Source organism: Desertivibrio insolitus, assembly GCF_017355965.1.
GTDB lineage: Bacteria > Actinomycetota > Actinomycetes > Actinomycetales > Microbacteriaceae > JAFIQW01.
Genome location: NZ_JAFIQW010000006.1, coordinates 66,946 through 93,452, shown reverse-complemented (window position 1 = coordinate 93,452; position 26,507 = coordinate 66,946). Strand labels below are relative to the sequence as shown.

Genomic DNA, 26,507 nt, shown 5'->3' with positions numbered 1-26,507 from the left:
CCATCACGATGCATCCGCAGGGCGCCCCAAGGGCTCTCGCCCTCCACAGGGGACGGCGAGAGCGCGCAAATCGACGCAACGGGGAGAGGTTGAGTCGATTCGCGCGCTCTCGGCGAAGCGTCGCGGGTGCCGCGGGGCTACACCGACGCGGCCAGCAGCTCCGCCTCGTCGACGGGGGCGCGCACCGCGCGGTTCACCGCTGACACGATGGCCTTGAGCGACGCCGTGGAGATGTCCGCGTCGATGCCGACACCCCACAGGCGGCGGCCGGCGACCTCGAGGTCGACGTACGCGGCGGCGAGGGCGTCACCGGAGGCGCTGAGCGCGTGCTCCACGTAGTCGAAGAGGCGCACCTCGATGCCGCGCTCCTGCAGGATCGCGAGGAATGCCGCGATGGGGCCGTTGCCGGTGGCCGTCTCGGGCGAGACCGACTCGCCGTCGCGGAGGTCCACCGTGAGGTGCACCTCTCCCCCGAGGTCGCTCGAGGTGCGGGTCGAGGTGATCTCGAACCGGCCCCACTTGTCCTCCACGTCACGGGCGGGCAGGTACTCGTCCTGGAAGATCCGCCAGATCTCGTCGCTCGTGACCTCGCCGCCCTCGGCATCCGTCTTCGCCTGCACGACGCCGGAGAACTCGATCTGCAGCTTGCGGGGTAGGTCGAGCGCGTGGTCGGTCTTCAGCAGGTAGGCGACGCCGCCCTTGCCCGACTGCGAGTTGACGCGGATGACGGCCTCGTACGTGCGGCCGAGGTCCTTCGGGTCGACGGGCAGGTACGGCACGGCCCAGACGAGATCCGAGAGCGGTTTGCCCGTGGCATCCGCCTCGGCCTGCATCGCCTCGAAGCCCTTCTTGATGGCGTCCTGGTGCGAGCCGCTGAAGGCGGTGTAGACGAGGTCGCCGGCCCAGGGGCTGCGCTCGTGCACCTTGAGCTGGTTGCAGTACTCCGCGGTGCGACGGATGCCGTCGAGGTCGGAGAAGTCGATCTGCGGGTCGATGCCCTGCGTGAACAGGTTGATGCCCAGCGCGACGAGGTCGACGTTGCCGGTGCGCTCGCCGTTGCCGAAGAGGCAGCCCTCGATGCGGTCGGCGCCGGCCAGGTAGCCGAGCTCGGCCGCGGCGATCGCGGTGCCGCGGTCGTTGTGCGGGTGCAGCGAGAGCAGCACGTTCTCGCGGTGGTTCAGGTGCCGCGACATCCACTCGATCGAGTCAGCGTAGACGTTGGGCGTCGCCATCTCGACGGTCGCGGGCAGGTTGATGATGACCTTGCGCTCGGGCGTCGGCTCGAAGACCTCGAGCACCTGGTTGCAGACGTCGACGGCGAACTCGAGCTCGGTGCCGGTGTAGCTCTCGGGCGAGTACTCGTGGTAGATCGCGGTGCCGGGCACGAGGGCTTCCATCTCACGGCACTTGCGCGCGCCGGCGAGGGCGATGTCGATGACGCCCTGGCGGTCGGTGCGGAACACGACCTCGCGCTGCAGGGTCGAGGTCGAGTTGTAGAGGTGCACGATCGCCTGCTTGGCGCCGCGCAGCGACTCGTAGGTGCGCTCGATCAGGTGGTCGCGCGCCTGCGTTAGCACCTGGATCGTGACGTCGTCGGGGATCGCGTCCTCTTCGATCAGCTGGCGCACGAAGTCGAAGTCGGTCTGGCTCGCGCTCGGGAAGCCGACCTCGATCTCCTTGAAGCCCATGCGCACGAGCAGGTCGAACATGATGCGCTTGCGCTCGGGGCTCATCGGGTCGATGAGCGCCTGGTTGCCGTCGCGCAGATCGACCGCGCACCAGCGCGGGGCCGTCTCGATGCGCTTCGTCGGCCAGGTGCGGTCGGGCAGCTCCACGCGGAACTGCTCGTGGTACGGGCGGTACCGGTGGATCGGCATGCCCGAGGGCTGCTGCTGGTTCTTCACTATCTCTCTCCTTGTCGCTTGCGTGTCAGCCGATGACGAAACTCCGCGACGAGGGAGGCCTGGATCTAGGACTCGTCGCGGCGACTAAGGAGAAGCGCACCGAACAGCACGAGTCGAGGGTAGCAAAGGCTCCCGGATGACGGGAACGGCCGCCCCCGGAAAGGGAGCGGCCGTTCGGTTGGCCCGGCGTTGCGGGCGCTGGCTCAGTCCACCGCGAGCGCGGTCACCGGCGAGACTGTCGTCGCGCGGCGGGCGGGGGTGACGGATGCCGCGATGGTCAGCACCGCGGCGGCGACCGCTATCACCGCGACGAGCGGCCACGGCACGGCCGGCACGAGGGCGGCGAGATCGACGCTGCCGAGGAGCGACGCGGCGCCCGCCCAGCCGAAGACGATGCCGAGCAGGAGGCCGACCGCGATCGCGGCGAACGTGAGCTGCGCGGCCTCCGCCACGATCATGAGGCGGATCTGACGGCGAGTGAAGCCGAGCGCCCGCAGCAGGCCGAGCTCGCGGGTGCGCTGCAGCACGGTCATCGAAAGGTTGTTCACCATGCCGATCGCGGCGATGACGGCGCTGTAGCCGACGAGCACCGCGAAGACGGCGACGGTCGAGCCGAACGCCACGTCGACGGCCTGCCGCACGACCGGGCTGTCGCCGACGGAGGCGAGCACCGTGGCGCGGTAGCCCTCCATCGCGACCGCGAGCGTCGTGATGAGGGTGACCCCGATCACGAGGCCGATCGTGGTGCGGGTGCTGCGCTCCGGGTTGCGGAGCGCGTTCTCGGCGGCGAGCCGCGCGGCGGCGGAGGAGCCGAAGGCGCGCCCGATGAGGCGGAGCGCCCGCGGCATGACGAGGTGCGCGCCGAGGACGACGCCCGTGAACGCGAGCAGCCCGCCGGGGAACGCGATGAGCACCCCGAGCGGCGTGAGCAGACCGACCGCGACGCCGACGCCGAGCAGCAGGAGCCCGAGCACGGCGAGGCCGAGCGCGAGCGCCGTACGGACCGGGCGACGGGTGAGGTCGTCGATGCCCCGCTCGGCGGAGCCGCCGAGCGCCTGCACGGGCGTCACGGCGAGCACCCGCCGGGAGCCGGCCCACGCGGCGAGCCAGGTGCTCAGCACGACGGCGACGATCGGCACGAGCAGCACCGGGTCGGCCCAGCCGTGCGGTACGGCCTCGAGCAGGCCGGACGCGTCGCCGGCGACCTCGAGCCCCCAGGCCGCGGCGGTGCCGAGGACCGTGCCGATGAGGGCGCCGGCCGCGCCGGCCACGAGGCCCTCCTTCGCGATGGCGCGCCGCTCCGCGACCGCGCTCGAGCCCAGCAGCCGCATGAGCGCGATCGTGCGGACGCGGCCCGCGACGACGGTCGCCACCGTGTTGGCGGTGACGATGGAGCCCACGTACGTCGCGAGCAGCAGGAACACGATGGAGAGCGCCTGCAGCATCGTCTGCACCGTCGCGAACTCCGACACGTCGTCGGCGGCGATCATCGCCGTGATCATCCCGCTGACCTGGAGCAGGAACACCCCGAAAGCGCTCGCGAGCACGGCGACGAGGAGGGTCGAGGCGAGGTCGCGGAGCTTCGAGCGGGTCACGCGACCGTCTCCATGGCGAGCATGCGGGTGGCGACGTCGGCGGCGGCCATGCGGCCGGTGTCCTCGACGACGGAGCCGTCGGCGAGGAACACGATGCGGTCGGCGTGGCTCGCCGCGACGGGGTCGTGCGTGACCATCGCGATGCTCTGGCCGGACTCGCGGACGCTCGCGGCGAGGATGCCGAGCACCTCGCGGCTCGTGCGCGAGTCGAGGTTGCCCGTGGGTTCGTCGGCGAAGATCAGGTCGGGCCGGGTGGCGAGGGCGCGGGCGATCGCGACGCGCTGCTGCTGGCCGCCGGAGAGCTCGTGCGGGCGGTGCGTGAGGCGCTGCCGCAGCCCGAGGGCGTCGATCAGCTGCTCGATGCGCCTCGAGTCGTCCGCGGTCGGGCGGCGGCCGTCGAGGTCGAACGGCAGCAGGATGTTCGCCCTGACGTCGAGGGTCGGCACGAGGTTGAACGCCTGGAAGACGAAGCCGATCCGCCGGCGGCGGAGCACCGTGAGCTCCGCGTCGCTCATGCCCGTGATCTCGGTGTCGCCGACGAAGGCACGGCCGGAAGTCGGCGAGTCGAGGCCGGCCATGATGTGCATGAGCGTGCTCTTGCCGGAGCCGGACGGGCCCATGATCGCGGTGAACTCGCCCTCGCGCAGGCCGAGCGTCACCCCGTCGAGGGCGACGACGCGGGAGGCGCCCTCTCCGTAGGACTTCGCGAGGTCGGTGACGCGGGCGACGAACCCGCGGGTCGTGGTGGTTGTCATGCCTCCAGCCTCGCGAGGCACCGGCGGAGGCGGATCGGGCCGCGGGCTGAACCGGGTGCGACGAGCGGATGACTCCGTGTCATCCGCCCGGCGCGGGGATCAGCGCGTGGGCAGCAGCCCGTGCTCGAACGCGAAGACGACGAGCTGCACGCGGTCGCGCAGGCCGAGCTTGCCGAGCACGCGGCTGACGTGGGTCTTGACCGTCGCCTCGCTCAGGAACTCCTTCTCGGCGATCTCTGCGTTGCTGAGCCCCTTCGCGGCGAGGGTGAAGATCTCGCGCTCGCGGGCCGTGAGCTCGGCGAACTGCGCCGGGAGCTCCCGGCGGGGCTCGCCGCCGGCGAAGTGCTCGAACAGCTCGGCGGTGGCGCTCGCGGCGATGACGGATGCCCCGGAGTGCACCGTACGGATCGCGGCGAGCAGGAACTCGGGGTCGGCGTCCTTCAGCACGAAGCCGCTCGCCCCGCCGCGGATCGCCCGCGTCGCGGCGGCGTCGAGGTCGAACGTCGTGAGCACGATGATGCGGGGAGGGCGGCGCGCGGCGGCATCCGCGGCCCGCAGGATCTGCTCCGTCGCGGCGATGCCGTCCATGACCGGCATCCGGATGTCCATGAGGACGACGTCGGGCCGCGCCTTCTCGACCATCGCGATCGCCTCGCGCCCGTCGCCCGCCTCGCCCACGAACTCGAGGTCGGGCTGCGAGGAGAGCAGCATGCGCAGGCCGGTGCGGAAGAGGGCCTGATCGTCGACGAGGGCGACGCGGATGGGTTCGGTCACGGGTTGACGACCTCCAGGACGCCCGTGGGCGTGTTCGTGCGGGGCAGGGCGAAGTGGACGCGGAACGAGCCGTCGGACTCGCCCGCCCAGAGCCGGCCGCCGACGAGGGCGGCGCGCTCGGTCATGCCGGGGAGGCCGTGGCCGAGGGTGTTGGGCTGCGGACTGTCGGGCGCGATGGCGTTGACGACCTCGACGACGAGCTCGTCGGGGCGCCAGTCGAAGAGGGCGGTCGCCGGATGGGCGGGGTCGCCGTGCCGGAGCGCGTTCGTGAGCGCCTCCTGCACGATGCGGTAGACGGCGAGCTGACGGGCGGGCCCGAGCGGGAAGGGCTCCCCCGCCTGCTGCAGGTCGACGTGCAGTCCGGATGCGGCGAGACTCGCGACGAGCTGCGGGATGTCGGCCATGACCGGCTGGGGGCGCTCGCCGTCGCTGTGCCGGAGCCCGGCGAGCAGCGACCGCACCTCGGCGAGCGACTGCCGGGCGGTGTCGGAGATCGTCGCGAACGCGTCCTCGGCGACCGCGGGATCGACGCGGGAGGCGTAGCGGGCGCCGTCGGCCTGCGCGATCACGACGGCGAGCGAGTGCGCGACGACGTCGTGCACCTCACGCGCGATCCGATTGCGCTCCTGCTCGACGACGACGTCGCGCTCGGCCCGGGCGGCGCCGAGTTCGGCGACGGCCCGCGCCTCCGCGCTCGCCGCCGCCTGCACCCGGGCTCGCACCGCGAGCCCCGCGAGCCACGGCAGGCCGAGGATCGCGGCGAGCATGACGAACGTGACGACGGCGGCGAGGAAGCCGAACGCGACCGCGGGCACTCCCCCGTTGGAGAACGAGATCGAGAAGCCCTGCACGGTGATGTAGAGCGCACCGATCGCGGCGCCGGCGCCGACCGAGATGAGTCCCGCCCAGCGCACGCGGCTCGTGCCGTACGCGGCCGTGCAGTAGAGCACGCCGCAGATCGCGAGGTTGGCCGGTTGCGGCTGCGCGAGCGTCGCCATCTGGACGAGGGCGGTGATCCAGGCGAGGGAGAGCGCGGGGCCAGGGGCGAGCCGGCGCAGGGCGAGCGGCACGACCATCCCGAGGACGATCAGCAGGTCGAGCGGGAACACCATCGACACGGTGGCCGCGGGCAGCACGACGAGGCCGAAGACGACCGCGACGAGCACGTCGACGGCGATCTGGTACCGCTGCAGCGGGCGCACCGACGAGCGCAGCCACGCCGTCACCAGCTCCACCCCTCTGCGCATGGCGTCAAGGGTACGGGCGTGGGGGTGTCGCGCTCAGCGGCGGGAGCGGAGATCACTCCGAGGCCGCACCCCGTGTCATCCGCTGGATGTACGTCGTCAGAAGCCGAGGCGGCCGAGCTGCTTCGGGTCGCGCTGCCAGTCCTTCGCGACCTTCACCCGGAGCGAGAGGAAGACCTTCTTGCCGACGAGCGGCTCGATCTGCTCGCGGGCGGCGGCGCCCACCTCGCGCAGGCGGGAGCCGCCCTTGCCGATGATGATGCCGCGCTGGCTGTCGCGCTCGACGAAGAGGTTCGCGTAGATCTCGACGAGCTCCTTGTCGTCGCGCTCGATCATGTCGTCGACCGTGACGGCGAGCGAGTGCGGCAGCTCGTCCTGCACGCCCTCGAGCGCGGCCTCGCGGATGAACTCGGAGATGCGGTCCTCGAGGCCCTCCTCGGTCACCGCCTCGTCGGGGTAGAGCTTCGGCGACACGGGCAGCAGCTTGATGAGCTCGCTCGTCAGCACGTCGAGCTGGATCGCGCTCGCGGCCGAGACCGGGATGATCGTCTCCCACTCGCGCAGCTGGCTCACGGCGAGCAACTGCTCGGCGACGGCGGGCCGCGACGCGGCGTCGATCTTCGTGACGATCGCGACCTTCTTCGCCCGCGGGAACTGGTCGAGCTGCTCGTTGATGAACCGGTCACCGGGGCCGAGCTTCTCGTTGGCCGGCACGCAGAAGCCGATGACGTCGACGTCGCCGAGCGTCGCCGTGACGACCTCGTTGAGCCGCTCGCCGAGCAGCGTGCGGGGGCGGTGGATGCCGGGGGTGTCGACGAGCACGAGCTGCCCCGCCTTCTGGTGCACGATGCCCCGGATGGCCCGGCGGGTGGTCTGCGGCTTCGAGGAGGTGATCGCCACCTTCTCGCCGACGAGCGCGTTCGTCAGGGTCGACTTGCCCACGTTGGGGCGGCCGACGAAGGAGACGAAGCCTGCGCGGTGCTCGGGTTCGGTCATCGGGTCCTCCCGGTGGTTCGGTGGGCGGGGGTGCCGTCCTCTGAGGGGATAGTGCCCGCCGGGTCGGCGGCGTCGGCGTCGACGGTCGTCGCGATGACGGCCGCGTTCGACCCGATGCGGGTCGGGCCGGTCGACGTGCTCTCGGCGCTCTCGTCCTCGGGCTCGGGCGCGCGCTCGACGAGCACGGTGCGCAGCCGCTTGCGGCGGCCCTCGACGCGCTCGGCGGTGAGCACGAGGCCGGAGACCGTGGCGGAGTCGCCCTTCTCCGGCAGGCGGTCGAGCGCCTTGCCGAGCAGGCCGCCGACGCTGTCGACGTCGTCGTCGTCGAGCTCGATGTCGAAGAGGTCGCCGAGCTCGTCGGTGGGCAGGCGCGCGCTGACCCGCCAGATGCCGTCGGCGATCTGCTCGTGCTCGACGACGCTGCGGTCGTACTCGTCGCTGATGTCGCCGACGAGCTCCTCGATCACGTCCTCGAGGGTCACGAGGCCCGCGATGCCGCCGTACTCGTCGACGACCATCGCGAGGTGGTTCGACTCGAGCTGCATCTGGCGCAGCAGGCTGTCGACCTTCTGCGACTCCGGCACGAAGACGGCGGGACGGGCGAGGTCCGCGGCCGTGACGGTCGTCAGGCGGTCGGGCTGCTCGTGGTTCAGCCGGGCGACGTCGCGCAGGTAGGCGATGCCGAGAATGTCGTCGGTGTCGCGTCCGAGCACGGGCACGCGCGAGACGCCGCGGCCGAGGAACACGGCGAGCACCTCCTCGGCGGTGTCCGACGCGTCGACCGTGATCATGTCGGTGCGGGGCAGCATGACCTCGCGCACGACCGTGTCGTTGAACTCGAAGATCGAGTGGATGAGCTCGCGGTCGTCCTCCTCGAGCAGGTCGAGCTCGGTCGCCTCGTCGACCATGCTGAGCAGCTGCTCCTCGGAGGTGAAGACCGCCGCCTCGGGCCGGCCGGGGGTGACGCGGTTGCCGATCAGCACGAGCGCGTCGGCGAGCGGACCGAGGAGCACCCGGATGGCTCGCACGAGCGGCGCCGCGAACGCGAGCACGCCGCGGGCGTGGGCCCGGCCGACGCTGCGGGGGCTCGACCCGACGAGCACGAACGACACCGCGGTCATGATGAGCGCGGAGACGAGGAGGGTCAGCCACCAGGGCTCGAGCAGGCTGACGAGGCTCAGCGTGACGAGCACGGCCGCGGTCGTCTCGGCGACGATGCGCATGAAGTTCGTCGCGTTGACGTGCGCGCCGACGTCCTCCGAGATCGCGACGAGCGACTTCTTGGCGCGCGAGGTCGTCGCGAGCTCGCCGATGTCGGCGCGGCTCAGCGAGCCGAGGGCGGAGTCGGCGGCGGCGAGGAGGCCGCCGAGCGCGACGAGCACCCCGGCGACGAGGAGGAAGACGACTGTCACGTGGGTCAGCGCCGCCGCTCGTCGAGCGCGAAGCCGACGAGGAGGTCACGCTGGAGACCGAACATCTCCTTCTCCTCCTCCGGCTCGGCGTGGTCGAAGCCGAGCAGGTGCAGGATGCCGTGCGTCGTGAGCAGGAGCAGCTCCTCGAGCAGCGAGTGGCCGGCGGTCTCCGCCTGCGCGGCGGCGACCTGCGGGCAGAGCACGATGTCGCCGAGGAGGCCGGGCGGAGTCACCGCGTCCTCCGTGCCAGGGCGCAGCTCGTCCATGGGGAAGCTCAGCACGTCGGTGGGCCCGGGCTCGTCCATCCACTGCACGTGCAGCTGCTCCATGGCGGCCTCGTCGACGAGCACGATCGCGAGGTCGGCGTCGGGATGCACGTGGAGCTGGTCGAGCGCGTAGACGGCGAGCCGCTGGAGGGCGGCCTCGTCGACGGGGATCGCGGACTCGTTGCTGATCTCGATGCTCATGGCCTACCTGCCCCAGCGTCGCTCGGGCCGCGGCGACCGCGGCTGGTGGTCCTGCGGGGCGTGTCCGCGGCGCTCGGCGCGGTTGCCAGAGGCATCCGTACCGTCGCGCTCGAAGCGGCGGGCCTGCTGCTCCGCGTCGTACTTGGTGTACGCGTCGACGATGCGGCCGACGAGCGTGTGCCGCACGACGTCCTCGCTGCCGAGGCGCGCGAAGTGGATGTCGTCGATGCTGCCGAGCACGCGGGTGACGAGCTGGAGGCCGCTCGCGCCGTTAGGCAGGTCGACCTGCGTGATGTCGCCGGTCACGACCATCTTCGAACCGAAGCCGAGACGGGTGAGGAACATCTTCATCTGCTCGGGCGTCGTGTTCTGCGCCTCGTCGAGGATGATGAACGAGTCGTTGAGCGTGCGGCCGCGCATGTAGGCGAGGGGGGCGACCTCGACCGTGCCGGCGGCGAGGAGCTTGGGCACGAGCTCGGGGTCCATCATCTCGTTGAGCGCGTCGTAGAGCGGGCGCAGGTACGGGTCGATCTTGTCGGTCAGCGTGCCGGGCAGGAAGCCGAGCCGCTCCCCCGCCTCGACGGCCGGACGCGTGAGGATGATCCGGTTGACCTCCTTGCGCTGGAGGGCCTGCACGGCCTTCGCCATCGCGAGGTAGGTCTTGCCGGTACCGGCGGGGCCGATGCCGAAGACGATCGTGTTGTCGTCGATCGCGTCGACGTACTGCTTCTGTCCGAGGGTCTTGGGGCGAATCGTCTTGCCGCGGCTCGACACGATCGCCTGGCTCAGCACGTCGGCCGGCTTGCCGGTGCCCTCGTCGAGCATCCGCGCCGAGGCCTGCACCTCGACCGGACCGATCTCCTGTCCGTTGCGCACCATCTCCACCAGTTCCTCGACGAGCTGTCTCGCCGCTCGCACCTCGCCGGCGTCTCCGACGAGGCTCAATTCATTGCCCCTGGCGAGCACGCGCACGCCGGGGAACTGCTTCTCGATCGTGGTCAGCAGCCGGTCCTGAGGCCCGAGCAGGCGCACCATGGCGACGCCGTCCACCCGGATGTCGGCCCGTTCCTCGCCCGGGCCGGGGCTGAACGTGGAGTCGCTAGTGACCAAGGGTGCCTTCCGGGAGACCGCCACCGAGCAGGTGGGCGTGGACGTGGAACACGGTCTGTCCGGCGGACGCGCCCGTGTTGAAGACGAGACGGAACTCGCCGCCGGTGTGCTCGTCGGCGAGCCGCTTCGCCGTGGCGACGATCTCGGCGAGCAAGGCCGGGTCGCCCGCGGCGAGCTCGACAACGTCGCGGTAGCGCTCGGTCTTCGGCACGACGAGCAGGTGCACGGGTGCCTGCGGCGCGATGTCGCGGAACGCGACGACGGCATCGCTCTCGAACACGACGTCGGCGGGGATCTCGCGCGCGATGATGCGGGAGAAGACCGACGGCTCGTTGCTCATGGAGTCCATCTTATTGACGCGGCCCGACGGGGGCCGGGGCTGGTCACCAGCGGCCGAGTCGCATAGAGAGCACCGCGAGCGCGGCCGGTCCGGCGGTCGAGGTGCGCAGCACCGTGTCGCCGAGCCGGACGAGGGCGGCGCCGGCCGCCTCGAAGGTCTCGAGCTCCTGCGGGGCGATGCCGCCCTCCGGCCCGACGACGAGCACGAGCTCGCCCTCCGTGCCGAGGTCGACGGCGGAGAGCGGGACCGTCGCGGTGGGCTCGAGCACGAGCACCGTGGCATCCGGAGCGAGAGCGGCGACCTGCTTGGTCGAGGCGAGCTCGCCGATCGCGGGCACCCGCGCGCGCAGCGACTGCTTCGACGCCTCGTGCACGATCGACGCCCAGCGGTCGCGGCCCTTGGCGACCTTCGCGCCCTCCCAGCGCGCGACCGACCGGGCCGCGGCCCACGGGGTGACGGCGTCGACGCCGAGCTCGGTGGCGGCCTGGATCGCGAGCTCGTCGCGGTCGCCCTTCGCGAGCGCCTGCACGAGACGGATGCCTCGGGCGGGCGCCTCGTCGCGGCGCACCGACGCGAGGCGCACCTCGAGCGCCTGCGGTGTCGCCGTCACGACCGAGCCCCAGCCGAGGAGCCCGGCGCCGTCCCCGACGAGCACGTCCTCGCCGGGCCGGAGCCGGCTGACCGTCACGGCGTGCTTCGCCTCGGCGCCGGTGAGCACGACCGTGTCGCCCGCGGCGAACGGCGGGAGCGCCGGGTCGATGTAGAGGTGCGCCACTAGAAGTTGAGGAAGCGGTCGCGGAGCTTGCCGAACAGGCCCTGCTGGAAGTGCGCGAGCTCGGGCGCCTTGGCGCGGCGGCCGTGCGCGAACTGCTCGATGAGCTTCTGCTCCTTGTGGCTGAGCTTCGTCGGGGTGACGACCTGGACGCCGATCTTGAGGTCGCCGCGCCCGGTGCCGCGGAGGCGGGTGATGCCGCGCTCGCGGACGGTGATGATCTCGCCGCTCTGCGTGCCGGGCCGGATCTCGACCGGCACCTCGCCGTCGAGCGCGGTGATCGTCGTCGTGGTGCCGAGGATCGCGTCGGTCATCTGCACCTCGAGGGTCGCGAGCAGGTCGTCGCCGTTGCGACTGAAGACGTCGTGGTGGCGCACCTTGATCTCGAGGTAGAGGTCGCCGTGCGGGCCGCCGGCCTGGCCGATCTCGCCCTGGCCGGGGAGCTGGAGGCGCACACCGGTCTCGACGCCCGCGGGGATCTCGACGGGGATCTGGCGGCGGGCGCGCACGCGGCCCTGGCCGGAGCACGTGGGGCAGGGGTTCGGGATGACGGTGCCGTAGCCGCGGCAGGTGCCGCAGGGGCTCGACGTCATGACGTTGCCGAGGAGGCTGCGCACGGTGCGCTGCACCTGTCCGCTGCCCCGGCAGATGTCGCAGGTGACCGCGCTCGTGCCGGGCGCCGCGCAGGAGCCCTGGCAGGTCTCGCAGAGCACGGCGGTGTCGACGTCGACCGTTCGGGTCGTGCCGAACACGACCTCCTCGAGGTCGACCTCGATGCGCAGCAGCGCGTCCTGGCCGCGCTCGCGACGCGATCGCGGGCCCCGCCCGCCGCCACCGCCGGCGGCGCCGCCGAAGAAGGTGTCGAAGATGTCGCCGAAGCCGAAGCCGCCCTGACCTCCGAAGCCGCCCTGGCCGCCGAGGTCGTACTGCTGGCGCTGCTGCGGGTCGCTCAGCACGTCGTAGGCGTGCGTGACCTCCTTGAACCGCTCGGCCGCGTCGGCCCCGGGGTTCACGTCGGGGTGCAGTTCACGGGCGAGGCGCCGGTACGCCTTCTTGATCTCGTCCGGGGTCGCGTTCCGGTCGACACCGAGTACCTGGTAGTGGTCTGCCACGAAGTCGTCTAGTCCTCACCCAGCAGCCGCGTGAGGTAGCGGGCAACTGCCCGCACGGCCGCCATGTTGTTCGAATAGTCCATCCGGGTCGGTCCGAGGACCCCCACCCGCGCGAGCTCGCCGCCGGGCGAGCCGTAGCCGCTGATCACGACGCTCGTCTCGGGGAGACCGAACGACGCGTTCTCGCGGCCGATGCTCGCCGAGACCCCGCGCTCGTCGGGCTCCATCTCGGCGAAGAGGCGCAGCAGCGTCACCTGCTCCTCGATCGCCTCGAGGACAGGGTAGATGCTGCCGCTGAAGTCCCGCTCCGTGCGCACGAGGTTCGCGGTGCCCGCCATGACGAGGCGCTCGTGCCGGTTCGCGGCGAGCTGCTCGACGAGGGCGCCGACGAGGGCCGCGACGAGCTCCCGGCGCTCGGGCGCCACCGACTCGGCGAAGGAGCGGAGGGTCGCCGCGGCATCCGCCATCGTCTGCCCGCCGAGCGCGGTGTTGAGCCGCGCGCGCAGTTCGGCGAGCACCTCGGGGTCGAGGCCCTGCACCTCGAGCACGCGCTGCTCGACGTGACCGGTATCGGTGATGAGCACGCTCAGCAGTCGGCTGTCGCTGAGCGGCACGAGTTCGACGTGGCGCACCCGGGCGCGCGAGAGCGAGGGGTACTGCACGAGCGCGACCTGGTTGGTCAGCTGCGAGAGCAGCCGCACGGTGCGCGCGAGCACGTCGTCGAGGTCGGCGGAGTTGCCGAGGAAGGTCTCGATCGCCTGCCGCTGCGCCGGCGAGAGCGGGCGCAGGTCGGCGAGCTGGTCGACGAAGACGCGGTAGCCCTTGTCGGTCGGCACGCGTCCGGAGGAGGTGTGGGGAGCGACGATGAGCTCCTCCTCCTCGAGCTGGGCCATGTCGTTGCGGATCGTCGCGGCCGAGACGCCGAAGGAGTGGCGCTCGACGATCGACTTCGATCCGACGGGCTCGCGCGAGGCGACGTAGTCGGTGACGATCGCGCGGAGGACGTCGAGTCCGCGTCCTGTGACCATTCGAACCTCCCTCTTGGCACTCGACCGGCAGGACTGCCAATTCTAGCGCGACACACCGTTCACATCCCGTTGCGACGCCGTCGGGGAGGCACTACTTTTCACCTGACTCGCGCGGCATCCCGGGGGCTGCCGGTGTCGCGAGCGATTCGCAGCATCGCCCCCGCGACAGAAAGGCCAGCTCGTGAGCTCCCAGTACCCCGGCGACCCCTACCAGCCCGGTGGCTCCACCCCTCCCCCGCCGCCGCCCGGCGGGCAGCCCTACGGCCAGCCGTACGGCCAGGCCGCGGGGGCTCCGCTGTCGGCGCAGGAGGACCGCCAGTGGGCGATGTTCTCGCACCTGTTCAGCGTGATCGCCTACGTCATCACGTCCGGCACGCTCGGCTGGGCGCCGGCGCTCGTGATCTACCTGATCTTCAAGGACCGCGGCCGCTTCACCCGCGAGCAGGCCAAGGAGGCCCTGAACTTCCACATCACCGTCGTGATCGCGGCGATCGCCCTCGTGATCCTCACGATCGTGCTGACGCTCGTGACGTTCGGCCTCTTCGGGTTCGTCGCGCCCGTGCTCTTCGTCGCGCTCGGCATCTACGCGCTCGTCTTCGGCATCATCGCGACGGTCCGCGCCAACCGCGGCGAGGCGTACCGCTACCCGGCGACGATCCGCTTCGTCAAGTAGCCCGAATCGCGAAGGGGCTCGGCGTCGGCCGGGCCCCTTCGTCGTTCCCGGGCTCCGGATGCCGGATGGTTCTCCACAGAGCGGCGGGGCGCATACCACGACGGATCCCGTCGGGAAGAACGATTAGAACCGCGAAACTCTTGGCCGTCTAGCGAAAGCCGGGTTGATCTCCGTCGCGGGCGTGCTATGGCGGCCGGTGTTCCCCACAGGGTTATCCACAGCCTCCGATGTGCTACTCGTCGAGCAGTCGGCGCACCACGGCGTCGGCGAGGAGCCGCCCCCGCAGCGTGAGCACGACGACACCGCGGAGCGCCGCCGCCGGCTCGACGAGCCCGTCGGCGATGAGTCCCGCGACCGCCCTCCGGCCCGCCTCGTCGAGGGCGGACGTCGGCAGGCCGTCGCGCACGCGGGTCTCGAGGAGCACGCGCTCCACGCGCCGCGTCTCGGTGTCGAGGGTCTCACGACCCGCGGCGGGCGACGCCCCTGCGGTCACCCTGTCCGCGTAGGCCGCCGGGTGCTTGACGTTCCACCAGCGCACGCCGCCGACGTGGCTGTGCGCGCCGGGCCCGACGCCCCACCAGTCGGCGCCCTGCCAGTAGGACAGATTGTGCCGCGAGCGGTGCTCGGGCGAGCGCGACCAGTTGCTGACCTCGTACCAGCCGTAGCCGGCATCCGTCATGGCCGCGTCGGCGAGCTCGTACATGTCGGCCGACAGGTCGTCGTCGGGCTCGGCCACCTCGCCGCGGCGGATCTGCCGAGCGAGCTTCGTGCCGTCCTCGACGATGAGCGCGTAGGCGCTGAGGTGGTCGGGCTCCTGAGCGAGGGCGTGCTCGAGCGAGCGGCGCCAGTCGTCGAGGCTCTCCCCCGGCGTGCCGTAGATCAGGTCGAGGCTCACGTCGAGCCCCGCTTCGCGCGCCCAGCGCACGACGAGCGGGATCCGCGCCGGGTCGTGGGTGCGCTCGAGCGTCGCGAGCACATGCGGCACGGCCGACTGCATCCCGAACGAGACGCGGGTGAAGCCCGCCTCGCGGAGCGTCGCAAGGTACTCGGGGTCGACCGAGTCGGGGTTCGCCTCGGTCGTGACCTCGACCCCGGGGGCGAGACCCCACGTGTCACGCACGGCGGCGAGCATGCCCGCGAGGTCGCCGGCGGGCAGCATCGTCGGGGTGCCGCCGCCGAAGAAGACGGTGGATGCCGGGCGCGCGGGCACCGCGGCATCCGTCAGCACCTGTGCCGCGAGCGCGATCTCCCGCGCGGCCTGGGCCGGGTAGTCCTCGCGCCGCACCCCGCGGAGCTCCGTGGCCGTGTAGGTGTTGAAGTCGCAGTAGCCGCAGCGGACGCGGCAGAAGGGCACGTGCAGGTAGACGCCGAACGCGCGCTCATCCGCTCCGTCGGCCACCGAGGCCGGCAGTGCGCCGTCGGCAGGGGCCGGGTCGGCGAGGGGCAGGGCGCTGGGCATGGCGCACGATTCTCGCAGATCCGCGCGCCCGCGGCACGGTCAGGACGGGATCGGACCGGTCAGCGCGCGCAGGAATCGCTGCACCGCGATCCGATGCGCCAGGGCGAGCACGGGAGTCGCGAGCGCCCAGAACGCGTTCGACGGGCGCCAGACGCTGCGTACCTCGAGCCACACCGAGCCGTCCGGTCGCCGGGTGACCAGGAAGGCGTACTCCGCGTGCACCGGATGCCCGGCGAGCGTGCCGTAGGCGAAGCCGCGCTCGTCGGCTTCGTCGAGGACGTAGATGACGCGCACGGCGCCGTGAACCGGCAGCGGGCCGAGCCTGCCCTGGAGCACGGCGGTGTCGCCGGGCACCGCGAGACGCTCTCCGTTCGGCCCGTACTGAGTGGGCGCGGCGTCGACGACGGCGGGCTCGACGGGGGTTCCCTCCTCGTCGAAGCCGACGGGGCTGTAGGTGCCCTCGGTGACGGCGGCGGGTGGCTCGACGACCTCGACGCGGAGGTCGGACCGGCGCTGCACCTCCCAGGTCAGCACGGCAGTCGTCGCCCACTCCCAGCGCGCGTCGCCGTGCCCGATGCGGGCGCTGGCGATGCCGGGCCGGTAACCGGCCGGCGGATAGCCGAGCAGGTCCGGGGCCTTCGTCGCGCCGACGGCGCCGTAGCTGACCGGCCGCTCCCAGAGCGGCGTCTCGGTCACGGCGTGCCGCCCGGGCGGCTGTCACCGCGCAGGCGTGGGGCTCCTCTGCGCATGTATCCACCTTACGCAAGGGCGAACGGGGGCAGATTCCCACGGCTCGAGAGCCGCTCGGAACGCGACCTGTTCCAGCAGTGCATCGTCTCGGTTATGCCCTCCGTCATTCAGCAGGCGGAACTGCCGCCGCTCACGGACGCGCTGAGGAACTCGTCGAGGTCATGGACGACGAGGGCTTCGACCCGACGAAGGTGCGCGAGACCGTCGGGCTGCTCCGCGAGGCGACGCGTCGTCTGCTGCCCAAGCCCTCGGACGAGCCGGACGCCGCGCACCCGCAGTGACGGGGCCGGCGCGTCCTTCACGTTCTCGGTGTCAGTGCCGCGCTCGGTCGGGACATGAGCACGTCCTCAGCCCTCGATCAGGCTGACCTTCCAGGCTTCGCCGTCCGCCGCGGCCTGCAAGCTGCTCTCAGGCGTCCACCCGCGGGGAGGGCTGATCACCGTAGTGGTCTGGGCCAGATCGTCGGTGCACGCATACGCGGGCTCGGGTTCGATGGTCAGCAGGACCCCGCCCGCGTCCGGAAGCAGGCGAGACGGAACCTTCGGGCAGGTGCCGCTCCACCATGTGCTGACGGCGAATGTCCCGTCCGTCAACCAGGCCAACTCCAGCCGTTCCGCTTCGGGCACCTCTGCGTCCGGTGGGAACACGTGCGAGGCGATCACCTCCGTCTGAGCCGGACGGCCCCGATACTGATCGACGACCTCGACCGGCTCGCCGGCGGTCCCGCTGCAACCCGTGATGAGGGTCACCGCGGACGCGACCCCGAGAAGGGCACGGAAGCGCACAGCCATGGACGAACGCTAGCCGCTACTACTTCTTGGCCTTGTCCTTCGTCTCGGTGTCGCCCGAGAGCGCGGCGATGAACGCCTCCTGGGGCACTTCCACGCGGCCGACCATCTTCATGCGCTTCTTGCCCTCCTTCTGCTTCTCGAGCAGCTTGCGCTTACGCGTGATGTCACCGCCGTAGCACTTGGCGAGCACGTCCTTCCGCATCGCGCGGATGTTCTCGCGCGCGATGATCCGGGCGCCGATCGCGGCCTGGATGGGCACCTCGAACTGCTGACGCGGGATCAGCTCGCGCAGGCGGCCGGCCATCATCGTGCCGTAGGCGTACGCCTTGTCCTTGTGAACGATCGCGCTGAACGCGTCGACCTGCTCGCCCTGCAGCAGGATGTCGACCTTGACCAGGTCGGCCTCCTGCTCGCCCGCGGGCTCGTAGTCGAGGCTCGCGTAGCCCTGGGTGCGGCTCTTCAGCTGGTCGAAGAAGTCGAACACGATCTCGCCGAGCGGCAGCGTGTACTTCAGCTCCACCCGGTCCTCGCCGAGGTAGTCCATGCTGCGCAGCGTGCCGCGGCGGGTCTGGCAGAGGTCCATGATGGCGCCGACGTAGTCCTTCGGCGCGAGCACCGAGGCGTTCACGACCGGCTCGAGCACCTTGTCGACCTTGCCGGTCGGATACTCGCTCGGGTTGGTCACCGTGACGGTCTTCTTGTCCTCGGTGGTCACCTGGTACGGCACGCTCGGCGCGGTCGTGATCAGGTCGAGGTCGAACTCGCGGCGCAGGCGCTCGGTGACGATCTCGAGGTGCAGCAGCCCGAGGAAGCCGCAGCGGAAACCGAAGCCCAGAGCGACGGATGTCTCGGGCTCGTACTGCAGCGCGGCATCCGACAGCTTGAGCTTGTCGAGCGCCTCGCGCAGGTCGGGGTAGTCGCCGCCGTCGATCGGGTAGATGCCCGAGAAGACCATGGGCAGCGGGTCGGTGTAGCCGGCGAGCGGCTCCTGCGCGGGCTTCGCCGCGCTGGTGACGGTGTCGCCGACCTTCGACTGGCGGACGTCCTTGACGCCCGTGATGAGGTAGCCGACCTCGCCGACCGCGAGGCCCTTGGTGGCGCTCGGCTCTGGCGAGCTGACGCCGATCTCGAGGATCTCGTGGGTCGCGCGGGTCGACATCATCTGGATGCGCTCGCGCGGGTTGAGCTTGCCGTCGATCATCCGTACGTAGGTGACGACGCCGCGGTAGGCGTCGTAGACGGAGTCGAAGATCATGGCGCGGGCCGCGGCGTCGGGGTCGCCGACCGGGGCGGGGATGCGCTCGACCACCCGGTCGAGCAGCTCCTCGACGCCCATGCCGGTCTTGCCGGACACGCGGAGCACGTCGTCGGGGTCGCCGCCGATGAGCTGCGCGAGCTCGCGGGCGTACTTCTCCGGGTCGGCCGCGGGGAGGTCGATCTTGTTCAGGACGGGAATGATCTCGAGGTCGTTCTCGAGCGCGAGGTAGAGATTCGCGAGCGTCTGCGCCTCGATGCCCTGCGCGGCGTCGACGAGCAGGATCGCGCCCTCGCAGGCGGCGAGCGAGCGGGACACCTCGTACGTGAAGTCGACGTGGCCGGGGGTGTCGATCATGTTGAGCGCGTAGGAGGTGTCGCCGACCTGCCACGGCATGCGCACCGCCTGGCTTTTGATCGTGATGCCGCGCTCGCGCTCGATGTCCATCCGGTCGAGGTACTGGGCGCGCATGTCGCGGTCGGAGACCACGCCGGTGATCTGCAGCATGCGGTCGGCGAGGGTCGACTTGCCGTGGTCGATGTGCGCGATGATGCAGAAGTTGCGCAGCACCGACGGGTCGGTCGAGGCCGGTACGGGGGCCGAAAGTGCTCGGGGGCTCACGCGTTCCTAACGCAGCAGGGACTGGACGGGGAGCAATTGTCCCATGCTTCCGCGTTCAGGCCGGCGGCGCCGGAATCCGCGACAACCCCTCGAGGATGTGCTCCCGGCGCGAGGCGAGCGACACCCGCACCCAGCCCTCGCCGCTCCGTCCGAAGGCGCTGCCGGGCGCGAGCGCGACGCGCTGCTCGACGACGAAGCCCTCGCACCACTGCGCGACGTCGCCGCCCGACACATGCGAGACGTCGACCCACAGGTAGAAGGCGCCCGTCGGCCTGAGGTAGCGGATGCCCCTGGCATCCAGCGCCGCGCACGCCGCCTCGAGGTTCTCCAGGTAGTGCCGCTTCGCCGCCGCCACGTGCTCCTGCTCCCCCTCGAGCGCGGCGACCGCGGCGCGCTGGTCGGGCACGGAGACGCAACTGATCGTCGTCTCCTGCACCGTGCGCATCGTCTCGGCGAGACCGTGCGGCGTCACGAGATAGCCGACGCGGAGGCCCGTCATCGCGTAGCTCTTCGAGAACGAGAACGCGGTGAACACGCGGTCGTCCTCGTCGAGCGAGGCGATCGAGACGTGCGGATCGGCGTACGTGAAGTGCTCGTAGACCTCGTCGGAGATGATCCACAGGTCGTGCTCGCGGGCGAACTCGAGCAGCTCGCGCAGCGTTCGCTCGGGGAACACGCGACCGAGCGGATTGGACGGCGAGTTGACGATGAGCACGCGGGTGCGGTCGGTCACGAGGTGCTCGAGCTCCTCGACCGAGGGCAGGAACTCCCGGTCGGGGCGCAGCGTGTACGGCACGGGCACGGCGTCGAGCAGGCGGGTGCTCATCGTGAAGCTCGTGTAGCCGGGGTCGGGCACGAGCACTTCGTCGCCGGCGCGGACGAGCAGTCCGAGCGCCTGGTGCAGCGCCTGCACGGCGCCGACGGTGACCCAGACCTGCTCGACGTCGACGTGCAGCCCGTTGCGTTCGGCGAGCTTCCGCACGATCGCCCGGCGGAGCGGCGCGATGCCGCCGTTCGCCGTGTAGTTCGTGTCGTCCTCGGCCCACGCCTGGCGCGCGGCCTCGATGATGTGCGGCGCGACGGGCAGGTCGGGCTCGCCGACGTGTAGTCCGATGACGTCGTCGAGGCGCGAGGCGACCTCGAAGATGCGGCGGATGCCGGAGGCCGGAACGGCGGGGATGTGCGAGGCGAGGGTCGGCATGGCCGGATCAGACTATGACCGCGCGGCATCCGCTCCCGGAAGCGCGGCTAGCGTGGCTGACGTGGAACCGAAGTCCGTCGTGCTCGTCCACGCCCTGCGCACGTCGTCGACGATGTGGCGCGGGCAGCGCGAGCTGCTCGAGTCGCGGGGTCATCACGTGCACACGCCGGACCTTCCCGGGCACGGCGCCCGCATGGGCGAGAGGTTCACCGTCGCCGGGGCCGTCGAGACCATCCACGACGCGGTCACCCGCGCCGACGAGGAGAGCGACGGCGGGGCGTTCCTCGTCGGGCTCTCGCTCGGCGGCTACCTCGCCACCCACTACGCCGGGCTCGAGCCCCGCCGCATCCGGGGCATGCTGCTCGCCTCCTGCGGCACCCAGCCCTACCGGGTGGCCCTCGAGGCGTGGCGGCTCGCGGCCAAGGTGATCGCCCGGTTCCCCGACCGGGGTCGGGCGCTCAACGACTTCGCCGTGCGCCTCGCGGTGCGCGACCCCGAGCTCGCCCAGGACGTGCTGCGCGGCGGGATCGCGCTCGACGTGATGGACGACGTGCTGCGCGAGTTCGCGACGCTCGACGTGCGCGGGTCGCTCGCCCGCATCGACGCCCCCGTCTGGTTCGTGAACGGCCAGTGGGACCACTTCCGCATCGAGGAGCGGAGGGCGCTGCGGGCGGCGAGGAACGGCCGGCTGGTGCGGGTGGTCGGGGCCAACCACCTCGTCAACCTGTCCCGGCCGGGAGTGTTCAACAGGGTGCTGCTGACGGCCCTCGAGCAGAGCTGACGCGCCGTTGCCGGGGCACCCGGCTGCTGGTATCGTTTCCTGTTGGCTTTCGCGCGGCATCCCCGTGTCGCGTGCGCGCGAGCCGGTCGGCGAACCCTCTGATCCCGGCGCGGCCGCTCCCACACCCATCGACCAGGAAGACACACATGGCGAACATCAAGTCGCAGCTCAAGCGCATCATCACCAACAAGAAGGCCCACGACCGCAACAAGGCCGTCAAGAGCGAGCTCAAGACCGCCGTCCGTATGACCCGCGAGGCCGTCGTCGCCGGCGACAAGGACAAGGCCGTCGCCGCTCTCGCCGTCGCGACCAAGAAGCTCGACAAGGCCGTCTCCAAGGGCGTCATCCACAAGAACCAGGCGGCGAACCGCAAGTCGGCCATCGCCAAGCAGGTCGCCTCGCTCTGAGTCGCACCCAGCGCTTCTCGGCCCCGTCGGATCTCCGACGGGGCCGATCGCGTTAACGGGCCGGTCGCTGTGCGGGGCAGGTGCGGGCGCCGCTCGGCCGTCCAGACGGCTCACTGCCCGCGCTCACCGGGTTCCCTATCGCCGCACATCCGGCGCTGCCTAATGTGAGGGTATGGCGCGGACGATCGTGATCACGGGGGCGACGAGCGGGATCGGGCGGGCGCTGGCCCTGCACGTCGCCCGGGAGTACGACCGGATGCTGCTCATCGGCCGCTCGGAGGAGCGCGGCCGGGAGATCTCCGACGCCGTGCACTGCGACGACGTGCGCTTCGCCTCGATCGACCTCGCCTCGCTCGCCGGCATGACCGAGGCCGTCCGGTTCGTCGGCGGCGCGACGGGCTCCGTCGATGCCTTCGTGCACGCGGCGGGCGTCATGCCGCGCGAGCGTCACGTCACCGCCGACGGCCACGAGCTCGCGTTCGCCGTGCACCACCTCGCCGCGTTCGCGCTCACGCGCGGTCTGCTCGGGCGGATGCCGCTGGAGGCGTCGATCGTGCACGTCAACTCGGTCGGGCACCGCTGGCCCCTCGCGAGCTTCCGCCCGCTGACGCTGCCGTTCGACGATCTCGACTACGCCCGCGACTACCACCCCTACGAGGCGTACAGCCGCTCGAAACTCGCCAACCTGCTCGCCCTGCTGGCCTGGGCGCGCCGGCTGCCCGACGGACCCGTGATCAACGCGCTGCATCCCGGGCTCGTGCGCTCCAACATCGCGCGCGAGCAGCCGCGCCTGCTCGCCGCCGCCTACAACGCGATCGCGGTGCCGGACTGGCACGCGGCCGCCCACGCGGCGCGGCTGCTGCGGCTGGGCCCGGCCGCCGGTACCGGACAGTACGTGAACCGCGAGCGCGTCGACCGGCCGTCGCCGCAGGCCCGGGACGTGCCGAACCAGGAGCGGTTGTGGCACCTGACCGACGAGCTGCTGGAGAGCGTCCCGGTGCTGTAGCCGGCGCCCCTTCGTGACGGGCCGCCCTTCAGCACGCGAGCGACGAGCGGCTGCCCGGTCAGTGGCCGCGGCGGCTGACCTCGACGACCAGGCGCTCGAGGGCGTACACGGGGTCGCGCGCGGCGCCCTTGATGGCCGCGTCGGTCTCGGCGAGCAGCTCGATGATGCGGCCGAGTCCCTCGTCGTCCCAGCCCTGCAGGTCCCGGCGGGCGCGGTCGACCTGCCACGGCGCGAGCCCGAGCTGCGACGCCACCTGGCCCTGAGCGCCCCGGGAGCCCGCGACCTTCGCCATCGTGCGGATCTTCGAGGCGAACGCGGCGACCATCGGCACGGGGTCGGCGCCCGAGGCGAGGGCGTGCCGCAGGAGTCCGAGCGCCTCGCCCTGGCGCGACGCGATCGCGGCATCCGCGACCTTGAACGAGTTCGTCTCGACGCGGCCGCCGTAGTAGCGCTCCACGGTCGCCTCGGTGATCTCGGCCGTCGCATCGGAGAGCAGCTGCTGGCACGCTCCGGCGAGCTCGGCGAGGTCGTCGGCGAACGCGGCGACGAGGGCGCGGATGGCGCCGGGCGTCACCCTCCGGTCGGCCGCGCGGAACTCGGCGACGACGAAGTCGTAGCGCTCCGCCTCCTTCTTGATCTCGGCGCAGACGATCTCGATGCCGCCGCCAGTGCCGGCGCGCACGGCGTCGAGCAGCTTCTTGCCGCGCACGCCGCCGCCGTGCCGCAGCACGAGCACGGTGTCGTCGGCGGGGGCGGCGAGGTACGCAATGGCCTCCTCGAGGAAGGCGTCCGTCGCCTTCTCGACGGTGGCGACGCGGATGAGTCGGGGCTCGCCGAACAGCGACGGACTCGCCAGCGTGAGCAGCTCGCCGGGCAGGTAGGTGTCGGCGGAGAGGTCGTGCACCTCGAGGCTCGGGTCCTCGTCGCGCAGTCGGTCGCGCAGCATCCGCATCGCCCGGTCGGCGAGGAAGGTCTCGGGACCGCTGACGAGCACGACCGGGGCGGGGCCGACGCGGTCCCAGGTGAGCTGGGGGATGACCGCCTTCGCGCTCGATCGCGACGACGACTTCGAGGCCGTCGACCTGCTCGCGGCTCGCGCCATGGCACCTCCCGTTCCGACGGGACAGCCTAACCGCCGCCTCCGACGCCGTCGGTCCAGACCCGGACCGCCCCGTCAGTGCCGGGAGCGACGAGCACGAGGCCGTCGACGTCGGAGCGCAGCGGCGCCGTGCCCGCCGAGGCGAGCATCCCGAGGAGCTCCGGGGTCGGATGCCCGTAGTCGTTGTCCGCGCCGACGCCGATCAGCCCGACCGTTCCACCCAGGGCCGCGTACAGCTCGGCGTCCTGGTCGGCGGAGCCGTGGTGCGCGACCTTCACCACGTCGACCGGCGCCGGACGCGCGGCGCGGGCGAGGGCCGCCTGCGCGGACTCCCCCAGGTCGCCGAGGAGCAGCGCGGAGAGGCATCCGGCGCGGCAGGCACCGACCCCGGTGAGGGCGAGCACGACGCTCGCGTCGTTGCCCGGCTCCGGTGCACCGATCGCAGGCGGCCAGAGCACGCGCCAGCGCAGCTCGCCGAGCAGCCCCTGCTCCCCCGCCGCGACCTCGCGCACCTGCGCGCCGCCGGCTCGGAGGTCGTCGAGCAGGCGCCGGTCCGCTTCCTCGCCGACCGGACCGCTGAGCACGACGTCGGCCGTGCCGACGACGGCGGACGCGCCTCCGACGTGATCGTGGTCGAAGTGCGTCAGCACGACGAGGTCGAGCCGGTCGATCCCGAGGTCGTCGAGGCAGGCGGCGAGCCGCTCGGGCTCCTGCCCCGTGTCGACGAGGGCGGTCGCGCCGGCGCTGCGGACGAGCAGGGCGTCGCCCTGTCCGACGTCGCACTGCGCGAACTGCCAGTCCGCCGGCATCCCGAGCCGTCGTACTAGCCCCGAGGTGCCGACCGCCGCGACGTGGCAGACGAGCGCCGCCGCGAGCACCGACGCCACCGCGAGCCGGAGCTTCGGCCGCCGCCGGGCGAGCAGGCACACGAGTGCGAGGACGGTCGCCCCCGCCAGCAGCGCGACCCCGGTCGGCCCGGCGGGCCACGGCAGCCGCGAGAACGGCAGCTGCTCGACGAAGCGGGCGACCGCGACGATCCACGCGGCGGGGAGCCAGGCGAGGGCGGTCGCCGCGGCGCCGAGCGGAGGCGCGACGACGAGCAGCACGCACCCGGCGAGCCCGACCACCGTCGCGACGGGAGCGGCGGGGGCCGCGAGCACGTTGGCGAGCACGCCGTAGACCGGGATGGTGGGCTCGAGCGTGAGCAGCACGGGCTGACAGGCGAGCTGGGCCGCGACGGGCACCGCGAGCGTGGCGGCCAGCGGGGTCGGCATGACCCGGGAGAGCAGCGCGGTGAGCGGCGCCGCGATGACGAGCAGTCCCGCCGTCGCGAGCACCGAGAGCGTGAACGCGTAGTCGCGGGCGAGCCACGGGTCGGCGACGAGCAGCCCGAGCACGGTCAGCGCGAGCACGGGCACACCGGCGGCCGGGCGGCCCGACGCGAGCGCCCCGAGCACGACAGCCGCCATCACCGCCGCGCGCATCACGCTCGGCTCCGGGGTGACGAGCACGACGAACGCGCCGAGCGCGGCGAGGGCCACCGCCACCCGCAGCGGCCGGCGGAGGCCGGCGGCCCCCGCTGCGGCGAGGGCGAACCCCACGACGATCGCGCAGTTCGCGCCCGACACGGCGGTGAGGTGGGTGAGCGAGCTCACGGTCATCGCCGCGTCCAGATCGTCGCCCACCGCGGAGGTGTCGCCGATCGCGAGGCCGGGCAGCAGGTCGCCGCCCTCGCCGGGCAGTGTCGCCGCGCGCTCGCGGAGACCCGCCCGCCACTCCCCCGCCCACGCCAGCCAGCCCGAGGGCCCGGTGACCAGCTCGGTCCCGCCGTCGGCGAAGGCGAGCACCACGGCACCGTCGCCGGGCTCGGTCGGCACGAGCTCCACCCGCGCCGCGACGGTCGAGCCGACCTCGACCGGCGCCGATCCCTCGGCGAAGAGCACGGCGGGAAGCTCCGTCGCGCTGCCGTCGATCGCGACGATCGTCACGTCCGTCGGGCCCTTCGAGCGCTCGTGCACGACGGCGGCGATCTCGGCGCCGCCCGCCTCGAGCGCGGCGTCGAGCGCGGGCGGGGACCGCTCCGGCAGCCGCACGGCGGCGGAGCACAGCACGAGCGAGGCGGCCGCAGCCGCCACCGCCGGCAGCGCGAGCACCTTCGGCCCGAGCCGGGTTGCGAACAGCGCGAGACAGACCAGCGCGACGACCGCGGCGCCGCCGGCGGCGGGCGGCAGCGCTGCGGGCGCGCCGAGCCCGAGCGCGAGGGCCGACCAGGCGACGGCGGCCGGAACGGCGAGGCGGAGATCGACGCCGCCGGCCCTCACAGGGTCACCAGCGGCTCGAGCTCGGCGAAGGTCTTCTCGCCGATGCCGGGCACGTCCTTCAGCTCGTCGACCGACCCGAAGCCGCCGTGCTCGTCGCGGTAGTCGATGATGCGCTGCGCGAGCGTCGGCCCCACGCCCGGCAGGGTGTCGAGCTCGGCGAGGTCGGCGGCGTTCAGCCGCACGAGGGACTCGCCGCCCGCGCCGGTCGCGGACGGCGGGGGCTCGGCGCCGACGGCGGGCACGAGGATCTGCTCCCCGTCGACGACGAAGCGGGCGAGATTGAGTTGCGCCTGATCGGCGGCGTCGGTGAACCCGCCCGCGGCCGCGACGACATCGACCGCCCGAGCGCCCGCCGGCACCTCGTAGAGCCCCGGGGCCGCGACCTCGCCGAGGATGTGCACGTAGAGCACGCCGGACGGCCCCGCGGACGGCTCGGCGGCCGTCGTCGGCGGCGCGACCGTGGTGGTCTGCCCGGTGGGGCGCGTCGCGGTGACGAGCACCGCGACCGCGACCGCGACGAGGACGAGCACGACGGCGGCGCCCGCGCCGAGCCTCAGCCCGCGAGCGCGCGGCGGCTCAGTCGGCAGGGACATGGGGCGACGCTAGGTCGCCCCCGCCCCGCCGACCGGGCGGG

At 72.2% G+C, this 26,507-nt stretch carries 25 protein-coding genes; 4 read left to right on the top strand and 21 right to left on the bottom strand.

What is annotated here, in order from left to right; translation table 11 throughout:
• Positions 1–137: 137 nt before the first annotated feature.
• The 13 genes from leuA to hrcA form a co-directional block, all read right to left on the bottom strand.
• On the bottom strand, positions 138–1,904 hold the full coding sequence (gene leuA / locus JUB10_RS13425; RefSeq protein ID WP_207457528.1) for a 2-isopropylmalate synthase: 1,767 nt from the start codon (positions 1,902–1,904) through the stop codon (positions 138–140).
• A 203-nt stretch (positions 1,905–2,107) separates the two neighbouring features.
• Positions 2,108–3,499 carry an ABC transporter permease gene (locus JUB10_RS13420; protein WP_307859236.1) on the bottom strand — a complete coding sequence of 464 codons (1,392 nt, stop codon included), beginning with the start codon at positions 3,497–3,499 and terminating at the stop codon, positions 2,108–2,110.
• Entirely contained in the window at positions 3,496–4,254 is a 759-nt protein-coding gene (locus JUB10_RS13415) for an ABC transporter ATP-binding protein (RefSeq protein WP_207457526.1), read from the bottom strand. The genes JUB10_RS13420 and JUB10_RS13415 overlap by 4 nt, the downstream gene beginning before the upstream one ends.
• 99 nt (positions 4,255–4,353) lie before the next feature.
• The gene (locus tag JUB10_RS13410) at positions 4,354–5,028 is read right to left on the bottom strand and encodes a response regulator (RefSeq protein WP_207457525.1); all 675 of its coding nucleotides are present in this window, start codon (positions 5,026–5,028) and stop codon (positions 4,354–4,356) included.
• Entirely contained in the window at positions 5,025–6,275 is a 1,251-nt protein-coding gene (locus JUB10_RS13405; protein WP_207457523.1) for a sensor histidine kinase, read from the bottom strand. The genes JUB10_RS13410 and JUB10_RS13405 overlap by 4 nt, the downstream gene beginning before the upstream one ends.
• Positions 6,276–6,371: 96 nt before the next feature.
• Positions 6,372–7,268, bottom strand: a complete 897-nt coding sequence (gene era, locus JUB10_RS13400; RefSeq protein ID WP_207457521.1) for a GTPase Era — start codon at positions 7,266–7,268, stop codon at positions 6,372–6,374.
• Positions 7,265–8,680, bottom strand: a complete 1,416-nt coding sequence (locus JUB10_RS13395; protein WP_207457519.1) for a hemolysin family protein — start codon at positions 8,678–8,680, stop codon at positions 7,265–7,267. Before JUB10_RS13395 ends, era begins: the two co-directional genes overlap by 4 nt.
• Positions 8,681–8,685: 5 nt before the next feature.
• Positions 8,686–9,147 (bottom strand): rRNA maturation RNase YbeY, encoded by a 462-nt coding sequence (gene ybeY, locus JUB10_RS13390; RefSeq protein WP_207457517.1) that lies wholly within the window; start codon positions 9,145–9,147, stop codon positions 8,686–8,688.
• A gap of 3 nt (positions 9,148–9,150) precedes the next feature.
• The gene (locus tag JUB10_RS13385) at positions 9,151–10,182 is read right to left on the bottom strand and encodes a PhoH family protein (protein ID WP_207457644.1); all 1,032 of its coding nucleotides are present in this window, start codon (positions 10,180–10,182) and stop codon (positions 9,151–9,153) included.
• Positions 10,183–10,246: 64 nt separating this feature from the next.
• On the bottom strand, positions 10,247–10,597 hold the full coding sequence (locus JUB10_RS13380) for a histidine triad nucleotide-binding protein (RefSeq protein WP_207457515.1): 351 nt from the start codon (positions 10,595–10,597) through the stop codon (positions 10,247–10,249).
• Positions 10,598–10,640: 43 nt separating this feature from the next.
• Positions 10,641–11,372, bottom strand: a complete 732-nt coding sequence (locus tag JUB10_RS13375; protein WP_207457513.1) for a 16S rRNA (uracil(1498)-N(3))-methyltransferase — start codon at positions 11,370–11,372, stop codon at positions 10,641–10,643.
• A complete protein-coding gene (gene dnaJ / locus JUB10_RS13370; RefSeq protein ID WP_207457511.1) occupies positions 11,372–12,481 on the bottom strand; it encodes a molecular chaperone DnaJ in 1,110 nt (369 codons plus the stop codon). The genes JUB10_RS13375 and dnaJ overlap by 1 nt, the downstream gene beginning before the upstream one ends.
• Before the next feature lie 8 nt (positions 12,482–12,489).
• The gene (hrcA, locus tag JUB10_RS13365; RefSeq protein WP_207457509.1) at positions 12,490–13,509 is read right to left on the bottom strand and encodes a heat-inducible transcriptional repressor HrcA; all 1,020 of its coding nucleotides are present in this window, start codon (positions 13,507–13,509) and stop codon (positions 12,490–12,492) included.
• A 181-nt stretch (positions 13,510–13,690) separates the two neighbouring features.
• Between hrcA and JUB10_RS13360 the strand changes: the two genes are divergently transcribed.
• Positions 13,691–14,182 carry a DUF4870 domain-containing protein gene (locus JUB10_RS13360; protein WP_307859235.1) on the top strand — a complete coding sequence of 164 codons (492 nt, stop codon included), beginning with the start codon at positions 13,691–13,693 and terminating at the stop codon, positions 14,180–14,182.
• A gap of 232 nt (positions 14,183–14,414) precedes the next feature.
• On the opposite strand, the gene hemW is transcribed toward JUB10_RS13360, so the two are convergent.
• From hemW to JUB10_RS13335, 5 genes are all read right to left on the bottom strand, one after another.
• On the bottom strand, positions 14,415–15,641 hold the full coding sequence (gene hemW, locus JUB10_RS13355; RefSeq protein WP_207457507.1) for a radical SAM family heme chaperone HemW: 1,227 nt from the start codon (positions 15,639–15,641) through the stop codon (positions 14,415–14,417).
• A 39-nt stretch (positions 15,642–15,680) separates the two neighbouring features.
• Positions 15,681–16,337 carry a DUF1990 family protein gene (locus JUB10_RS13350; RefSeq protein WP_207457505.1) on the bottom strand — a complete coding sequence of 219 codons (657 nt, stop codon included), beginning with the start codon at positions 16,335–16,337 and terminating at the stop codon, positions 15,681–15,683.
• Between the two features lie 401 nt (positions 16,338–16,738).
• A complete protein-coding gene (locus tag JUB10_RS13345; RefSeq protein WP_207457503.1) occupies positions 16,739–17,182 on the bottom strand; it encodes a hypothetical protein in 444 nt (147 codons plus the stop codon).
• A 19-nt stretch (positions 17,183–17,201) separates the two neighbouring features.
• Positions 17,202–19,058 (bottom strand): translation elongation factor 4, encoded by a 1,857-nt coding sequence (gene lepA / locus JUB10_RS13340; protein WP_207457502.1) that lies wholly within the window; start codon positions 19,056–19,058, stop codon positions 17,202–17,204.
• Between the two features lie 55 nt (positions 19,059–19,113).
• Positions 19,114–20,259, bottom strand: a complete 1,146-nt coding sequence (locus JUB10_RS13335; protein WP_207457501.1) for a pyridoxal phosphate-dependent aminotransferase — start codon at positions 20,257–20,259, stop codon at positions 19,114–19,116.
• A 61-nt stretch (positions 20,260–20,320) separates the two neighbouring features.
• Between JUB10_RS13335 and JUB10_RS13330 the strand changes: the two genes are divergently transcribed.
• The 3 genes from JUB10_RS13330 (at position 20,321) to JUB10_RS13320 (ending at position 22,453) form a co-directional block, all read left to right on the top strand.
• The gene (locus JUB10_RS13330; protein WP_307859234.1) at positions 20,321–21,040 is read left to right on the top strand and encodes an alpha/beta fold hydrolase; all 720 of its coding nucleotides are present in this window, start codon (positions 20,321–20,323) and stop codon (positions 21,038–21,040) included.
• Positions 21,041–21,186: 146 nt separating this feature from the next.
• Complete coding sequence (gene rpsT / locus JUB10_RS13325; RefSeq protein WP_207457499.1) at positions 21,187–21,447, top strand: 30S ribosomal protein S20; 261 nt, start codon at positions 21,187–21,189, stop codon at positions 21,445–21,447.
• Between the two features lie 172 nt (positions 21,448–21,619).
• Positions 21,620–22,453, top strand: coding sequence for an SDR family NAD(P)-dependent oxidoreductase (locus tag JUB10_RS13320; RefSeq protein WP_207457498.1), 834 nt, complete (start codon positions 21,620–21,622; stop codon positions 22,451–22,453).
• A gap of 58 nt (positions 22,454–22,511) precedes the next feature.
• Here the strand turns inward: JUB10_RS13320 and holA are convergent, their stop codons facing one another.
• Genes holA through JUB10_RS13305 form a run of 3 tightly spaced genes read right to left on the bottom strand, consistent with a single transcriptional unit; the run spans position 22,512 to position 26,466 of the window.
• A complete protein-coding gene (gene holA, locus JUB10_RS13315; protein WP_207457497.1) occupies positions 22,512–23,555 on the bottom strand; it encodes a DNA polymerase III subunit delta in 1,044 nt (347 codons plus the stop codon).
• A 26-nt stretch (positions 23,556–23,581) separates the two neighbouring features.
• Positions 23,582–25,873, bottom strand: a complete 2,292-nt coding sequence (locus tag JUB10_RS13310; RefSeq protein WP_207457496.1) for a ComEC/Rec2 family competence protein — start codon at positions 25,871–25,873, stop codon at positions 23,582–23,584.
• Positions 25,870–26,466: a ComEA family DNA-binding protein gene (locus JUB10_RS13305; protein WP_207457494.1), complete on the bottom strand. Its 597-nt coding sequence runs from the start codon at positions 26,464–26,466 to the stop codon at positions 25,870–25,872. Before JUB10_RS13305 ends, JUB10_RS13310 begins: the two co-directional genes overlap by 4 nt.
• Positions 26,467–26,507 lie beyond the last annotated feature (41 nt).

Coding starts and splice junctions, on each gene's coding strand:
- JUB10_RS13385 (WP_207457644.1), bottom strand. CDS start 10,182: ATGGTGCGCCTGCTCGGGCCTCAGGACCGGCTGCTGACCACGATCGAG.
- JUB10_RS13335 (WP_207457501.1), bottom strand. CDS start 20,259: ATGCCGACCCTCGCCTCGCACATCCCCGCCGTTCCGGCCTCCGGCATC.
- hemW (WP_207457507.1), bottom strand. CDS start 15,641: ATGCCCAGCGCCCTGCCCCTCGCCGACCCGGCCCCTGCCGACGGCGCA.
- hrcA (WP_207457509.1), bottom strand. CDS start 13,509: ATGGTCACAGGACGCGGACTCGACGTCCTCCGCGCGATCGTCACCGAC.
- JUB10_RS13320 (WP_207457498.1), top strand. CDS start 21,620: ATGGCGCGGACGATCGTGATCACGGGGGCGACGAGCGGGATCGGGCGG.
- rpsT (WP_207457499.1), top strand. CDS start 21,187: ATGGCGAACATCAAGTCGCAGCTCAAGCGCATCATCACCAACAAGAAG.
- era (WP_207457521.1), bottom strand. CDS start 7,268: ATGACCGAACCCGAGCACCGCGCAGGCTTCGTCTCCTTCGTCGGCCGC.
- JUB10_RS13405 (WP_207457523.1), bottom strand. CDS start 6,275: ATGCGCAGAGGGGTGGAGCTGGTGACGGCGTGGCTGCGCTCGTCGGTG.
- JUB10_RS13415 (WP_207457526.1), bottom strand. CDS start 4,254: ATGACAACCACCACGACCCGCGGGTTCGTCGCCCGCGTCACCGACCTC.
- JUB10_RS13380 (WP_207457515.1), bottom strand. CDS start 10,597: ATGAGCAACGAGCCGTCGGTCTTCTCCCGCATCATCGCGCGCGAGATC.
- ybeY (WP_207457517.1), bottom strand. CDS start 9,147: ATGAGCATCGAGATCAGCAACGAGTCCGCGATCCCCGTCGACGAGGCC.
- JUB10_RS13345 (WP_207457503.1), bottom strand. CDS start 17,182: ATGGCTGTGCGCTTCCGTGCCCTTCTCGGGGTCGCGTCCGCGGTGACC.
- JUB10_RS13305 (WP_207457494.1), bottom strand. CDS start 26,466: ATGTCCCTGCCGACTGAGCCGCCGCGCGCTCGCGGGCTGAGGCTCGGC.
- holA (WP_207457497.1), bottom strand. CDS start 23,555: ATGGCGCGAGCCGCGAGCAGGTCGACGGCCTCGAAGTCGTCGTCGCGA.